Source organism: Formosa bonchosmolovskayae, from assembly GCF_051016085.1.
In the GTDB taxonomy this organism is placed as follows: Bacteria; Bacteroidota; Bacteroidia; order Flavobacteriales; family Flavobacteriaceae; genus Formosa.
The window spans coordinates 3,541,332-3,556,724 of record NZ_CP174605.1; the positions used below are offsets into that span (position 1 = coordinate 3,541,332).

The window sequence follows — 15,393 nt, forward strand, 5'->3', positions numbered from 1 at the left end:
AAACCGATTACCACGTTTAGCTCGTTATAAATTTTCACCATTAAATAGTATCCACTGAAATGCCCATCATTGAAAACTCCAAATATAACACACCGTCATTAATTCACAGAAACCCCCATTTTTCTACTATTTATGCCGCTAAAATAAAGCAGGTTTCACCACCAAAATATGCTACCGAAACTTTAGAATTAAGTGATGGCGATTTTCTGAATATCGATTTTGTTATTAAGGGACAAGACAAAGCTGTAATTTTATGTCATGGTTTAGAAGGCGACTCTAGAAGAACGTATAATAATAGCTGTGCAAATTATTTTGCTGCACAAGATTTTTCGGTATTTGCATGGAATAACAGGACCTGTGGCGGACGAATGAACCGGTTACCAAAAATGTATCATCATGGTTCTGTAGATGACTTGGAGGCCGTAGTACAATTTGCTTTTAGTCAGGGAATGAAGTCGGTTTACCTTATTGGATATTCTATGGGTGGTGCACAAGTTTTAAATTATTTAGGTCAAGGCAAAACAGATCCACGAATAACCGCCACTGTCGCCGTGTCTGCTCCTACTCATATAAAAACCTGCTCTGAGACGTTGAAAATGGGTTTTAATAAAGTGTATTTAAATAATTTCAAAAAGGAAATAATAAAAAAGCTGAAGCAAAAAGTAATACAATTTCCAGAATTAGCGAATATTGATAAGATAAACGTTTTACATAGTTTCGACGAAATAGACGATTATTTCACAGCGCCAATGCACGGATTTATCGATAAAGACGATTATTACGAGCGTGTCTCACCAGAATTTGTATTACAAAATATTTCGACACCCGTACTTATATTTAATGCTTTAGACGATCCGTTTTTAGGCGATCGCTGCTACCCGATATCACAAGCTAAAAATAGCGATTATGTCTATTTAGAAATGCCTAAATATGGTGGTCATTGTGCCTTTCCTTTAAAACATTCATCACAATCTTATGCTGAAATCCGAGCTTTAGAATTTTTCAACAGCATATAATAAATCAATTCAAATTATTCAATGGACTAGCTCGGACACAAGCGATAAAATAAGGTATGATGTATTAGAATTTAATTAACGCATAATTATTCATTTGGTATACGGTAAGGACACTCATCGCGGACAAACCCACTTTTACTTCTGGTAATAAATCTGCTTTATTATACCCGCCAGACGTCATAGATTGACCACACAGAAACACATCGACACCAATAGCAGAAAGCGACTTTATTAAATCTACATTCGGATTATCTACATTGTATTTCTCTTTATATACTGCCGACGCTAATGCATCTTTAACAGCACCACCATGCAAAACAAGAGCAAGATGAATCTGATCTTGTGGAATACCTGCTCTTACATGCATATTATAATAACGGTGCATACTAGAAATAACTCTATTGGGTATACTCGCATCTGCTTGTTTATTATCGATATCGAAAATGGCTTTTAGCTCCTGAGAAGCGTCCGGTACAAAATCTAAATCGTTTACCGTAAATACGGCACCAACCGAATCGAAAACAGGTCCCGTTGTAGGTTTAATCTTTTGTGAGTAGGTTATATGTGCTTGCGTAAGAAACAAGACGATAAAAAAGAAACGTTGAACTGAATTTTGCATTTGTAATTATAATAAGAAATGTACAATAACACAAGAGAAAATCTATTAAACAGCCTTAGACTAAACCTGAAATTCATTTAGCCCGAGACTGTTTCATTAAAGAAAAATGCCCTATACTTTATAAAATATGCGTTTAAAATAAATAATAGAATATAAATCCACCAATAACGGCGATAGCCAGAATAGAGCCCACAAAAGCAACAACTGCTTTAGGTTTTAACATGGAAGATACTATAGCAATCTCCGGTAAACTCGCCCCCGTTCCACCAATTAGTAAAGCCATAGCCGCCCCCATACTCATTCCTTTTCCTATGAGTACACTTAATAACGGAATTGCCATTTCAATTCTAAGGTATAAAGGCACTCCAATTCCTGCAGCTAAAAATATGGCTAACGGATTATCGTTTCCTAAGTACTTTTCTACAAAGGCATCAGGCACAAAAACCACAGATATTGCACTAATTACAGCACCAATTAACACATAAGGCATAATACGCTTAAAGAGTGACCAAGCAAAATCTAGTGCCCCCCTTACCTTTTCATTTTTTACTTTAGGAAATGTAGACTTTGAATTTGATTCACAACTTAAATTTTCAGCTTGTGCAGTACATGATGTCTTAGAAACTGGAATAGCCGAACAATCGGAAATTAAAATAACCGGGTCCTCACAATTTTCTTGAACTGTCCCCGAACAATTCTGTGTGCTTGCCGGTTCCGCAGTACAAGGATTAACTTTAGGTTTAGTTCCCATAATTTTCACTTGATTTACCAATGACGTTTTACCGACAATAGTTCCAAAAACCACTGCACCAACAAAAACGATAATAAAATACACCACCGCGACTTTAAGTCCAAATACAGCAAAAATAAATGCAACGACCACAAAATTGGCTAAAGGCGCCGATAACAAAAATGAAAATACCATGGATAATGGCGCTCCCATTTCAAGCATTCCCATAGAAACAGGTACCATAGATGCACTACAAAAAGGTGTAGGAATGCCAAGAATAGCTCCCATTACACCACTATACTTACCCGTTTTACTTAATCGTTTTTGTAATTTATCTTGTGGAATATACGCCCGTATAAAGCCTGTTAAAACAGATACAAAGGCAATAATAAAGAACAATGCAACACTTACATGAATAAACTCGTCTAGTGCAATATTTAAATTTTCTGACATTTTAAAATAAATTATAATTAATGATTAGATATTAACATATGTGATATTTCGCATATATTAGGTTTTAAAAAAACCAATACACATTGGTTTTTTAATGTAGATTATTAGTTAATAGTCACGTTCAAGAAGTCGTTGTTTACAACGTTCTATTTCAATAGTCATGTCTTTTTCAGAGATTGTACTTACCGCATTTTTAATGTGAAGCATAAACTCACTGTCTGTAGATTTAATGAAATAATAGACCCATTTCCCTTCTTTACTCTCGTCGATTATATCCGCTTTTTTTAGTATTCTTAAATGACGAGATACGTTGTATTGCGGTTCGTTTAAAACTTCAATTATTTCTGAAACACAGATTCTAGAATCCATATTAATTAATAACCAAATAATTTTAAGCCGTGTCACTTCCGATAACGCCTTAAAAATATTTAAACTGTTTTGTAGGTTGGGCTTCATTACGATTCTAATTAAGTCAAAATTTAAAACACATGCTTTGTTATGCATATATAATGCAAATGTAATTTTTTCAGTTATAATAGCAAATTTTTATTACGTAAAAAGTGACATTATACGAATCCTATTTAGTAAAAAGCACGCAATTAGAGTCTAAATAAAACATAATTAAATTATACATGCACACATCATAATAGCTATCTTTAGTTCCTATAAAACCCCATTGAATTGACTTTTGTGACCTGAAATTCATTTTATTTTTAATCAATAGGTTAAAAATTAGACCATTGTTCTATCATACATTTTAAATATTTCTTTGAAAAATAGTTCCACATAAATCCATATCTTTTGTTTAAACACGCAATTGACACCATTAAAAGATGCATAAAACCTTATTAATATTACTGATTTTTGTCACAGTTTTATCATGTGAAACAACAAAACAAACTGAACTAATTGTTATTGGAACACTTCATAAACCAGAAACTAATTTTAACTCCGAAATTCTATTCAACATATTAGAAGATGTCCAACCTGATTTAATTTTAGAAGAATTAGACTCTACTTTTTTCACTTCAGATTTTAGACACAAAAATGTTTCTAATAGTAATGAACGTATGGCTTCAGAAAAATATATTAATAAATACCCAACAACTATGTTAAGACCATATGAGTTTGAAGGTAGAAATGAATATAGATTAAATATTGGCTCGCGCCCCACTGATGGATTAACCACAAAACTTATAGATAGTTTAGACAAAGCTGGCTTATTATCTCCCACAGAATCCGAAATTTATAATACATATAAAGCGCTGTTAGACCCCTTGGTAGAATTAGCTTCTCAAGCGCCCGAGAACTTTAATAATTCGTCTACAGATAGCATTTGTGCAGAGAGGCAAAATTATCAATATAAAAAGCTGACAAAAATAACGAATAATAGAAATGAATTTGGGACGCGTTTTCATACCAAACCAAATGGCGAAAAAATAAGTTTTCGAGATGGTTATCAGCTGGCTGGCGATTTTTGGGATTTAAGAAATCAAACAATGGCTAAAAATATTATGAAAATTTCGGAACAAAATCCGGGCAAAAAAATTGTGATACTCTGCGGGTTTATGCATCGCTATTATATTTTAAGCGAATTAAAGAAATTAACAGAAGGCAAAAATATAATTCTAAAAGAGTTTTACGAATAATAAAAACAGCTACTAAAATAAATATAATTCAGTCCTTAATATACTCTACCAACCTTATAGAAAGCCCTTGAAGGGTGTGAAAAAAATAAGCCATACCTTCAATTGCCAATTAATTTTATAACTTAGTAATCCTATAAACTGAATATCGATTAAATGCTAACCTTCTCATTCAACCATATTGCACTTTCAGTAAAAGACGTCAATGTATCTATTGCATTTTATCAACAGGTACTTCAACTCGATGAAATTAAGAATACGGCTTCAGACTCCAAAACGAGGTGGTTATCTCTTAATGAAGGGAGACAGCTTCACCTTATTCCACGTCCAGATTCTGAAATAAAAACAAATAAAGCAGTACATTTTGCTTTAACCACATCCGATATGAATTCTTTTGTAAAAGAGTTAAATGCATTAAATATCGAATACTCGGATTGGCGAGATACCCCAAACAAAGATTACATACGAAAAGATGGGATTAGACAAGTTTACTTTCAAGACCCAGATGGATATTGGATTGAGATTAACGATGACGTCCGATAAATTAAATTATAATCAGTCTGATTAATATACGGCAAAAACAGCAATACTCATAGACTTTTTATGTATCTGAGTAAATCAAAATAAGCACACCTTAACTCATTAATGTATCCTTTTTATAAGTGTATCGCCTTATAATACTGATATTACTATTAGAAATACGCCTTTATAAATCGCACATAACTTGTAAATATCTACCATTCTACATTTAATAAACAATGCAAAACCTTAGACAGCAATTCACTTTATTTATTGAAGAATCGAGTGAGAATATTGAAAAAATCAGAGCGACCTATAATCCCGAACAATACCATTTAATTCCTTGCCATATTACCCTTTTTCGCGAAGACGAAATAGATTCCATTGCCAAACTAATTGAGCGCATTTCCACAATAAATCTAGAAAAACCACTCCGCATTGCATTAAACGGACCAGAACGATTTGCAAATGGACGCGGTGTTTTTTTACCTGCAAACAATAAAAACACAGAATTTAAGGCATTAAGAGAATGCATTTTAGGAACACATTTAATACATGAACAACATCCTCACGTCACACTAATGCACCCTAGAAATTCGGCTTGTACCGAATCTATTTTTTTAGAGATTAAAAAACAAGATCTACCCACTGAATTGTTTTTCAATAAAATCAGTTTAATAGAACAAATAAATGGAGGAAAATGGAAGGTATTAGATGAATACCCTATTGTGACTAGCCATTGTGTCTAATGATAGTAAATCTTAATTGAATATTTATTAGATAGAAACACGAAGATGTAACTTTTAATATACATTCAACTTTAAAGTAAAATGAATGCATTATCCTCCGTTATTACATTTAGATTTTATTTACTCCCCTACTTCCTGATGATTCAATATTGAATTATACTATGTTATCACTTTAAGATAGTATACCTGCAAAATTTCAAAATAAATTTAATTTGACACATCACTATTAAAAAAAACAAATAGTTTAGTAAACAGGCAGTCAATATACTACAGTTTAAAAGCACATTAATTATGAAAAGATTCTTGTTTCTCGCCTTCGCAATGGTTTTATATAGTTGTACAGAAGCAAAAAAAACAGAACAACCTAATAATAATTTTGAACAACTAAGCCTATATGATCTCAATACAGATATTGTGCCACGAGCCATATCGTTCGAAAACCCCACAGGTGAACCAGGTAAATCTGGCATGTCTGCTAGTAATCTAGGCGTAGGACGCAAAGGGTCTCCAAATAGAATTCTCAAACCTAACGAGGAGGTGGTGTTATGCGATATTAAAGATTCTGGTACCATCCGACACATATGGATGGCGGGTGATTTTATTCATATGAATTGGATAAAAGAAAAACCACAAGAACGCAATAAAAAATTACGAAGTACCATTATTCGGGCATATTGGGACGGACAGGAACACCCTAGTATAGAATGTCCGATTGGAGATTTTATGGGATTAGCGCAATCCAAACTGACCCCATATGAATCTGCCGTCCACTCCATAGGCGAAAAAGGAGCTATGAATTTTTGGTTACCTATGCCGTTTTTAAAAGGAGCCAAAATAACATTAACAAACGAATCTGACACGAATCTAAATGTGTATTATCAAATAGATTATACAGCAAACGACAATCATAGCGAAGACGTTGGAAGACTTCACACACTTTTTAGACGCGAAAATGCCACCACATTAAAAGAAGATTTTGAAATTTTACCCAAAAGAACAGGAAAGGGGCGATTTGTAGGAGCTGTCTTAGGCATAAGAACCTTACATCCGGACTGGTGGGGCGAAGGAGAAATTAAATTTTATATGGATGGTGATACCGAATTCCCTACACTCTGTGGCACCGGGGCAGAAGACTGGGTAGGTTTATCTTATGGTGTACAAAATACAACTTACAAGTACCATGGGGCTAATTTAGTAGTTAAAGCCGATACCTTAGTTGAAGCCATGTCTCTAAATAGAAATAAAAAGAATAACAACATTGTGCAAATGCAACCTAGCTATATATCGATGTATCGCTGGCATATACCTGATCCTATTTATTGGAAAAAAGAAATGAGAATTGCAATTCAGCAAATTGGATGCTGTTATTATGAAAGACAAGACGATTGGTCCACAGCTACATTTTGGTACGAACCTGTGCCAAGTGCACCACTTCCTCAACTTCCTAATTTAGCTGCACGAACAGCTGATTTAGATATTATACTTAACGAAAGCTATGAAGCAGATTAGTTCAAGAAATATTGCTATGAAAATGCGTTAATACATTTTAGTATGATGTTCTTTAATTGCTAATTCGGCTTAATTTGAAAGCAATCTAACTCAATCTATCGATAGCACTATCTATTTGTAATTGCGCCATATCTATAATATTTGCAGTATATTTAGGATTCAATACAGATAATTCGGTACACCCTAAAACCACAGGATGGATCGCGGCGTAACGCGCTATACATTCATGAAATTGCTTGACAAGATTAGACGTTTCTGTTCCATTATAAACCTCCTTTCTTACAGTATCTATAAAGGCCATATCATTTTCCGAAGGCAGAACAACTTCAATAATATTGGCTTTAAAATACGATCTAATATAATCTGCTGTCATAGAATACAGTGAGCCAAACAATACAATTTTATCACAGTTATGCTGTTTTAATTTATTGACAGTTAAATGAAGTGGATGAAGAATTTCGGAATCCATATGCAATCGATCTACCGTTTCATGAAGCGTAATATTAGGAATAATTATAGCATCAGCCTTAAATGATATAATGTCTTTTAAATACCCTTGCACCAAACCATCTAATGTTTCTGAAGTATTTGGTAATAACGAATTTACATCATTAAAATCTACATTATAGACCAGTAACGGGCAGGTACTATAGTCACCATTTTTCTTGTTATATACCGCATTCAGTTCACCTAAATAATATGTCGTTGTTCGGCTACCAAGGCCTAAAAGAACAAGATTATTGCTTACCATAATTAATATCTAGTAAGTATATAATCAGCAAAATAAGCTTTGCTATCCAAAATTTTGGTATCTAACTTAAAATCTGTATTCAAGATAATTTTAGATATAAGTACATCATTATATTTCCTTGAAACCTCGGTCTGTATTTTTTCACCTTTTTCAAAATGAAATGTTTTACCAATGGCTTTAATCTCGACACTTTGTTGCTTGGTACTTTCAATAAAACTGCTAGCAATACCTTCTTCTTCGTCGTATTCAGGACTGTGTTTAAACTGATTTAAATTAAAATCTGCATCCAGTTGGGTATTAATTCTATCTAACAAATTAATATTAAAAGCAGCCGTTATTCCTTGACTATCGTTATAAGCTGGTAAAACAATATTTTGGGGTTTTATTAAATCTACTCCCAATAATAATTTATCTCCTGCCGAGAGATTCGCACCTAATTTACTAATAAATGCCGAAGCCATATCGTCGGTCATGTTCCCAATATTAGATCCTAGAAACAATACAATTTTAGGCTTCTTGCTTAATTTTAAAGCATCCAACACTTTAAAATAGTCCCCTTGTTTTGTCTTTACCGATACATTTGGTAACGTAGCATTTAGGTCTTTTTCTAACAGGTCTAATGCGTTAGAAGAAATATCTATAGGTAAGTAATCGAATTTAAAATTATTTATGTCTAAACACTTCAGTAATTCCTTTGTTTTTAAACCGTCTCCTGCACCGAGCTCAATTAATTCAAAATAAGAATCTGCTTGCAAATTCATTGCTTTAATTAATTGGTCTGTTTTATTCTGAAAAATATCCAACTCACTACGCGTTAAATAATATTCTGGCAAATTCATGATATCTTGAAACAGAGCATCTCCCTTTTTATCGTAGAAATACATAGAAGGAATGGTCTTGGGACTACTTTGTAGTCCGTTTTCGATATCCGACTTAAATTGGTCTAAATCCTTGCAGTTTAAGTTCTTCTTCTCTACGCGATTACTTTTAACTATTTCTATCATCTATTTTGCTAATCTTATTCCCGTAAATTGCCATCTTTCGGTAGGGTTAAAAAAATTACGATAAGTATCGCGGCTATGGTTCGGCGATGTGGCAACGGAGGCACCTCTAAGTACCATTTTATTACTCATAAATTTTCCGTTATACTCACCAAGTGCACCATTTTCCTTTTGAAAATTAGGATACGGTAAATATGCACTATTGGTCCACTCCCATCGTGTTCCCCAGTTCAAGGCTTTAGACGCGACTTCCCATTCAAATTCTGTGGGTAAACGCATACCTTTCCATTCGGCAAATGCCTGGGCTTCGTAATAATTAATATGACTTAAAATCGCATTTTTATCTACTTTTTGTAAACCCGAAAGGGTGTAATAATGCCATTCTTCTTCAATTAAATGCCAATACATCGGAGCATTAATTTTATGGGTATTAACCCAAGTCCAGCCTTCGTCTAACCACAAATTAAAGTCGGAATATGCACCAGATTCCATAAATTCCATATACTCACCATTAGTAATTAAACGGTTCTGAATTTCAAAATCGTTAATATAAACCTTGTGAACACCTAACTCGTTATCGTAACAAAATTCGGTACCTTGATACCCAATTTCGTATACTCCAGCGCTAATCTGTATACTATCTGTATATTTATTATGGTCTTTAATTAAATGGTATTCGCTATTAAATACTGGAAAAATGGGATTATGACCTAGCATATATTTTACATCGGTAATGAGTAATTCCTGATGTTGCTGTTCATGATTTAATCCAAGTGTTACTAATTCTATCAGTTTTTTGTCTGAAACATCAACTAGTAACTCATACATTTTAGTGTCTACATATGTTCTGTATTCTAGAATTTCGTTGGTACTAGGCCGAGACATATTACCACGGTTAGACTGTAAAACTCTATCGCCTGCATTGTTATAATAACTATTAAAAAGGAAGTTAAAATGAGAATTAAATTCGGTGTAATTATCGCAATACGCTTTTAAAATAAAAGTTTCAAAAAACCAAGTAGTATGCGCTAAATGCCATTTTGGTGGACTCGCAAATTGTACAACCTGAATGGTATAATCTTCTATATGTAAATGATTGCAAAATTTGAGTGTTTGTTCTCTAACTTGTCTATAATTCATCAATACACTCATATCTACTAATACATTTTTTTACTTGGTTAAAGACTGTAATACCAAAACTTATCAGGTTATTTACAACAACCTAAAGTTATAAAAATTTAACTGAAGCAAAATTATAGCATTATTAAACGTGCGTTAACGCAATCCATTATTTTTGTAACGCTACTGATTCTGTATTAAATTTTACTATTCCAGATTAATCCAATCGCTACTTTCAAAATTAATGATCCTGATTAGCTAAACGAATTAGAACTCGTGCCAGTTTTGGTTTATTTTAGGTTTTGGTCGGACTACCACCCGATTCCTTATGGAATTTTAAAATAAAGTGCAAAGAAATTGTCTTACCCTTTTAATTTGAAAGTGTTACAATTAATATTTAGCCAATGTCTTCATCTTCCAAATGCAAGATGATTAGTTCTGAAAAAAAGCAATAAATATGAATAAGAGGAATATTACTCCAACCAAAAAAGAAATCTAACAATTTAAAATTCTAGTTTATATTGAGACAATCTTAACTCGACCATAAATGATCTTAATTTTTTAGATACTTCTTGAAGTTCGTCGGTCATGGAAAATACTTTGGGGTCTCCTACAATAATTAATTTATGTTTGGCTCGAGATAAGGCTACATTTAATAGACGTTCGCCTTGAACCCCTTTATAAAGTCGCCCAATATTTTTGTCGCTATTATCTACTATATCATAAATAATCATATCGAAGCCTGATCCTTGAAAAGAATGAATAGTTCCTATTTTAACCCGATCTAATTGCTCCTCCGTTAGCAAATCTATTAATAGCCGTTTTATATAAGTAACTTGTCCATTGTAAGGTGTAATAACCCCCACATTAATATTGCTATTTGCACTAACTATTTGAGTAATTAGTTGGATTATTACTTGCCCTGTCTTGGCATTTACTCGCGACATACCCGCAGTAGACTTTACTACCGAACCTTGCTTAGGATGGACAGGTATAAAATAATATGGAGCCTGTAATGTTTCATTATTAAATTTTAAATGCTCGAACTCCGGAGTATAATGTGTGGTTAATTTCCCATTATAAAAGCGATCATTTATCAGTTCACAAATCTCGGGATGCATACGTCTTTGTTCGGTTAACATGACTTGAATTGTATCTTCGTAATGTGTTTCATTCTTAAAATAGTCGAAAATATCTGTATTAAACCAATTATTAACAGCCTCTGTTTTACCAATACTTATGGGGCCGAGTTGTTTAAAATCGCCTGCAACAACAAATTTATCTTTTGTAAAACTTGCCATGCTTAAGGTCTGTACTAAAGGCATCATTCCAACCTCATCGACAACCACAAGATCAAATTGTTCGTTTTCAAAATGGTCACCAATAAAACACTGTGCAGCAGTTGTAAACACCAATTGCGACTGCCCAATACGTTTCTGATTAATTTGTTTAATCTCCTTTTTTAAAAGTACCTGTCTATTTCTAAGTAATGCTTTTTCTTCTAAATCTTGATTCTTTTGTGCTCTTAATAGCTTAAGCACCTCACCATAGTTTTTACGTAAATTATCAACTAAATCCTTATCCGGATACAACCGGTTATCCTGAACTATTTCCGGCAAAACAGGATATCCGAATCTCAGTAATTTTCTGCTATTAATTAAGGTTTTAGACGTATCATTATATGAATCGAATTCTTTTATAATCTCCTGACCAAGAATATCTATGGATACATTAGAAATTCCAACGGCAAGCACTCGAAGACCTAAACAACATGCTTTAGTAATTATTTTCGATAAGGTATACGTTTTACCTGTACCTGCCGGTCCCCAAATAAAGGTCACATTTTGAGAAAACACGCGATCTAGAGCCTCTTTTTTAGATGTATTTAATCCCATAAAATCATTATCAATCTCATGTGCATTACGGCGTAGAAAATCTGTCTTATAAAACAGCTGATTGGTTAAGCTTGATTGATCTGAATGTGCACTATAAAATCGTCTTTTAATATCTTTTAAAAAATTTATTGGCTTAGGCTTAAATTGGAATAATGTATTTAGGTGTTCTGCAGATAATTCATAAGAAACCCTAAAAATCATTGAAGACGATTTTCTGTAATACGCTAAAAAGATCCCTTGGATATTATGAGACTCCGAAACCTCTTTCCACCACAGATTGATAGGTACACCTTCTTGACTAGGCGAAGCCACTGCATCTGGTAACGATATTCGGGCTTCATATAAAAATCCGAAACTCGAATTGGGAATACTTTTAGTAACTTTAGCAATAATCCATGATTTTGCTTGATCGTCTTCTAAAGCATATTCTTCATCGGTAAAAGCTTTTAAAACGTCTTGCGTATTATCATTTACTAAACCAAACCATGACGGAAAATCTCTTAAGATTTTATCCCATTTTGGAAGGAATAAATACCGTCTTACCCGATCGAAATAGATACTGTATTCTTCTAATGCGTTTTCAACAAGTTCTACATCAAAATTATGCTTGTACAAGACATTTACAAGCTGTTTTTCGTTATACGCATGTTCTTGATGATCTTTTTCATACCACTTCTTTACTATGTTCTCAAAAACTACTTCCATGATAAATACGCCTTTACATCTCAACTATTGGTTAACAACTTAATCTTATTTTCACTTTTTCTATTGTGGACTGAGAGCGTTTAAATATATAAAAAGCTAATAAAAAAAGGGTTGATAACCGATAATAGTTATAACGTAAAGGCGTATTAAATAGATTGATTTATTTTAACAGAACGTGAGTTCTTTTTTAATAGTTAGCATATTTCCGCACTTTGAAAATTTCAGACTTTTTATTTGTAGTTTCTGGCGTAAAATCCCAAACCTCATCGTCGGCATCTGTAACCTCTATAAAACGTCCTTCTACTCCAGAACAGATTAAGGTATGCCCAGACGCTAATCGTTGTGCTCCTGATATATGGTCGGAATAAAAGGTATTTGAATACGACCAAACCACTTCATCAGACAGCGTGATTTCTAAAACCGCAGATGTATTGGTACCGGCTTCATTATTAAAAACAAGTAGGTTTCCATTATCTAAAAAGGTCGCATCATGCTGTCCCGATAAAGCCCCAGAAGCCGTAATAGTTTGCGTAATGCTTTTATTGTCTTTATTAACAATATACAGTGTATTCTGACCTCTTGAACTTATAAGAATGTTCCCGTCTTGATAGTCAACCGAATTAAAATGTAAATAGTCTGCTTTGTTGGTGTTATTAGGAACAATGTTTCCATCGTCCATTGCACTCCATTCCCAAAGTATAGCGTTATCCGTTTTATCAATTATAACCACTACTTCGTTCCAATAATCAGACTCATTATATTCGCGAAGTTGCCAAGTTAATGCAATGATAGTGGTATCATCTATTTGTTTAAAGTCATGATGAAACGTTGCATCGTTGCTAGTTTTTTCAATAGACCAAATCACTTGACTGTCGTCGTCTAATTCTTCAATTCTTCCAGCAACTAAACCACCTGTAGCGAATGAACTATTATTTACAAGTGGGGATTTAGCCATATGTAATAAAGTATTGTTTTCCGACAAATAACTACCTCCTGAAGATGTGTAGGCCGACGACCATGTTTTAACATCTACTCCCAAAGAATCGATAAGATGCGTTGTACTGTCTCCAATATAAGAATACAACACATAACCGTCTGTTATGCTCGATGATGATTCCGTATCAGTTTCCGTTTCTGTAGGTCCTACCTCATCCGATTCGCAGGCACTCACTGAAAACAGCAATACAAGTAGTAATGATATATTAAAGCAGTTGATTTTCATGGGTATCATTTTTAAAATGTTTTATTATTAAGTACTGTTGATGTTAATATATTCCTGAATCACTCACTAACATTCTCTTGAACTAAATCAAGTTTTGACATCCTATTAATTCGCGTCTCTCACACATCTTATAAAATTATACACCTTTCGAATATCGCCTTGCGGACCAAAGGTATCGGGAAAATTATCTGTACTCCCCGCTTTAGGGTCGTTACGCTGTGCTCCTGCTCCATGTACATCTAATAACTGACCGTTCATTAAGCCTTCGGCTTCCCCGAAACAAAAATAGACCGCATCGGTATAAGGCGTTGGTCCGTCTTGCAAAGGAGAACTTGACCAATAGTAACCGTATTGCCCAGGATTACCGTTATAATCTAAAATTGATGTGCAGGTAAATAAGGGGTCTATCGCAGGAGAGTTTGTGGTTTGTGGCGAACGTGTATAATCTACTATACTTTGTAGTTCTTTGGCATTTGGCATTCTCCAGTCGCTGTGACCTCCAAGCGTTAATGATTCTGCATACGCTAAGGCATGTTCCCAGTCGTAGTTTTCACCATTATCGGCTTGTTGCCACATTAATCCTGTAGCGTGGTCTGTAATTGTTCCGTCACCATTATATGTAAAATTGTTTTCTCCATAAGCTGTATTTCCTCTTACCATTCTAAAGTACATGGTATTTGGTGCTCCAGTAGCTGGGCTGTATTTAGGATAGCCTTTCAATCGTCCGTCGACAAAGTTATACCCAAAAACAGCTTCATCTCCATTCATTACGCGTCCAACATATTCTGTGATTGACCATGTTTGTCCGTCAATTTCTCGTTCACCAATAGATTCGTCACCTATAGGCTGGTCGAAATATTCGACATCGATAAACATATCAACAGCATCATCTCCGAAACAACGACCAGTAAAATTAGATAGCGAATACAATTCTTTAATTGTAGGAATTCTCCAATCTGAATAACCTCCTAAATTAAACGTTTCAACTAATGCAAAAGCATCGGCGTACGACATTTTATCGCCCATATTTTGTTGCCACATTAATCCCGTAATATTATCGGTTACTGTACCATCGCCGTTATCTGTATACGATGGCTGATTCCCGATATATGTAGCATCTTGTCCATAAAAAGCATCGCCAACACTTGGTGCCGAAATTATAGCATCGTTATCGTAAAAATCTAATACACCCGTATCTACAATCTCGTAACTCAATCCTGTAAATTCAATTTCTCCTCCGCCGTCTTCGCCATTATCAGCAGTATCGATAGTATCGTCTCCACAAGACATTATAGAGCACACAGCAAGTAAACTTAATGTTGTTTTTAAATATTTGAAATTCATGTTATTTTGTTTTTTGGTATTGATAAATTAAAGGTCTTAAATACCCAAGTTTAATGAAAACGCTATCTATAGAATCGTGCTTTGAATCAATGAAAAATGCTTTGAATTAATCCGT

The 15,393-nt window shown here is 34.0% G+C and carries 14 protein-coding genes; 5 read left to right on the top strand and 9 right to left on the bottom strand.

Going from position 1 to position 15,393, the window contains the following annotated elements:
* Nucleotides 1-59: 59 nt before the first annotated feature.
* Nucleotides 60-1,016, top strand: a complete 957-nt coding sequence (locus ACKC83_RS15285; protein WP_434036174.1) for a YheT family hydrolase — start codon at nucleotides 60-62, stop codon at nucleotides 1,014-1,016.
* Nucleotides 1,017-1,080: 64 nt separating this feature from the next.
* On the opposite strand, the gene ACKC83_RS15290 is transcribed toward ACKC83_RS15285, so the two are convergent.
* The 3 genes from ACKC83_RS15290 to ACKC83_RS15300 form a co-directional block, all read right to left on the bottom strand.
* Nucleotides 1,081-1,635, bottom strand: a complete 555-nt coding sequence (locus ACKC83_RS15290; RefSeq protein WP_434036175.1) for a DsrE family protein — start codon at nucleotides 1,633-1,635, stop codon at nucleotides 1,081-1,083.
* 133 nt (nucleotides 1,636-1,768) lie between these two features.
* Entirely contained in the window at nucleotides 1,769-2,818 is a 1,050-nt protein-coding gene (locus ACKC83_RS15295) for a permease (protein WP_434036176.1), read from the bottom strand.
* A 108-nt stretch (nucleotides 2,819-2,926) separates the two neighbouring features.
* A complete protein-coding gene (locus ACKC83_RS15300) occupies nucleotides 2,927-3,274 on the bottom strand; it encodes an ArsR/SmtB family transcription factor (RefSeq protein WP_414034710.1) in 348 nt (115 codons plus the stop codon).
* 377 nt (nucleotides 3,275-3,651) lie between these two features.
* Between ACKC83_RS15300 and ACKC83_RS15305 the strand changes: the two genes are divergently transcribed.
* From ACKC83_RS15305 to ACKC83_RS15320, 4 genes are all read left to right on the top strand, one after another.
* Complete coding sequence (locus tag ACKC83_RS15305) at nucleotides 3,652-4,467, top strand: hypothetical protein (RefSeq protein WP_434036177.1); 816 nt, start codon at nucleotides 3,652-3,654, stop codon at nucleotides 4,465-4,467.
* Between the two features lie 153 nt (nucleotides 4,468-4,620).
* On the top strand, nucleotides 4,621-5,007 hold the full coding sequence (locus ACKC83_RS15310; protein WP_434036178.1) for a VOC family protein: 387 nt from the start codon (nucleotides 4,621-4,623) through the stop codon (nucleotides 5,005-5,007).
* Between the two features lie 215 nt (nucleotides 5,008-5,222).
* Nucleotides 5,223-5,732 (top strand): 2'-5' RNA ligase family protein, encoded by a 510-nt coding sequence (locus ACKC83_RS15315; RefSeq protein WP_434036179.1) that lies wholly within the window; start codon nucleotides 5,223-5,225, stop codon nucleotides 5,730-5,732.
* A gap of 291 nt (nucleotides 5,733-6,023) precedes the next feature.
* Nucleotides 6,024-7,241 (top strand): glycoside hydrolase family 172 protein, encoded by a 1,218-nt coding sequence (locus tag ACKC83_RS15320; RefSeq protein ID WP_434036180.1) that lies wholly within the window; start codon nucleotides 6,024-6,026, stop codon nucleotides 7,239-7,241.
* Between the two features lie 85 nt (nucleotides 7,242-7,326).
* Here ACKC83_RS15320 and ACKC83_RS15325 read toward each other — a convergent pair whose 3' ends face one another.
* The 6 genes from ACKC83_RS15325 to ACKC83_RS15350 form a co-directional block, all read right to left on the bottom strand.
* On the bottom strand, nucleotides 7,327-7,992 hold the full coding sequence (locus tag ACKC83_RS15325) for an aspartate/glutamate racemase family protein (RefSeq protein WP_434036181.1): 666 nt from the start codon (nucleotides 7,990-7,992) through the stop codon (nucleotides 7,327-7,329).
* 2 nt (nucleotides 7,993-7,994) lie between these two features.
* Nucleotides 7,995-8,996 carry an L-histidine N(alpha)-methyltransferase gene (locus tag ACKC83_RS15330; protein ID WP_434036182.1) on the bottom strand — a complete coding sequence of 334 codons (1,002 nt, stop codon included), beginning with the start codon at nucleotides 8,994-8,996 and terminating at the stop codon, nucleotides 7,995-7,997.
* Complete coding sequence (gene egtB, locus ACKC83_RS15335; protein ID WP_434036183.1) at nucleotides 8,997-10,145, bottom strand: ergothioneine biosynthesis protein EgtB; 1,149 nt, start codon at nucleotides 10,143-10,145, stop codon at nucleotides 8,997-8,999.
* 470 nt (nucleotides 10,146-10,615) lie between these two features.
* Complete coding sequence (locus ACKC83_RS15340; protein WP_434036184.1) at nucleotides 10,616-12,712, bottom strand: DEAD/DEAH box helicase; 2,097 nt, start codon at nucleotides 12,710-12,712, stop codon at nucleotides 10,616-10,618.
* A gap of 187 nt (nucleotides 12,713-12,899) precedes the next feature.
* Complete coding sequence (locus ACKC83_RS15345) at nucleotides 12,900-13,934, bottom strand: arylsulfotransferase family protein (protein ID WP_434036185.1); 1,035 nt, start codon at nucleotides 13,932-13,934, stop codon at nucleotides 12,900-12,902.
* Nucleotides 13,935-14,039: 105 nt separating this feature from the next.
* Nucleotides 14,040-15,278 carry a DUF1566 domain-containing protein gene (locus tag ACKC83_RS15350; RefSeq protein WP_434036186.1) on the bottom strand — a complete coding sequence of 413 codons (1,239 nt, stop codon included), beginning with the start codon at nucleotides 15,276-15,278 and terminating at the stop codon, nucleotides 14,040-14,042.
* Nucleotides 15,279-15,393: the final 115 nt, after the last annotated feature.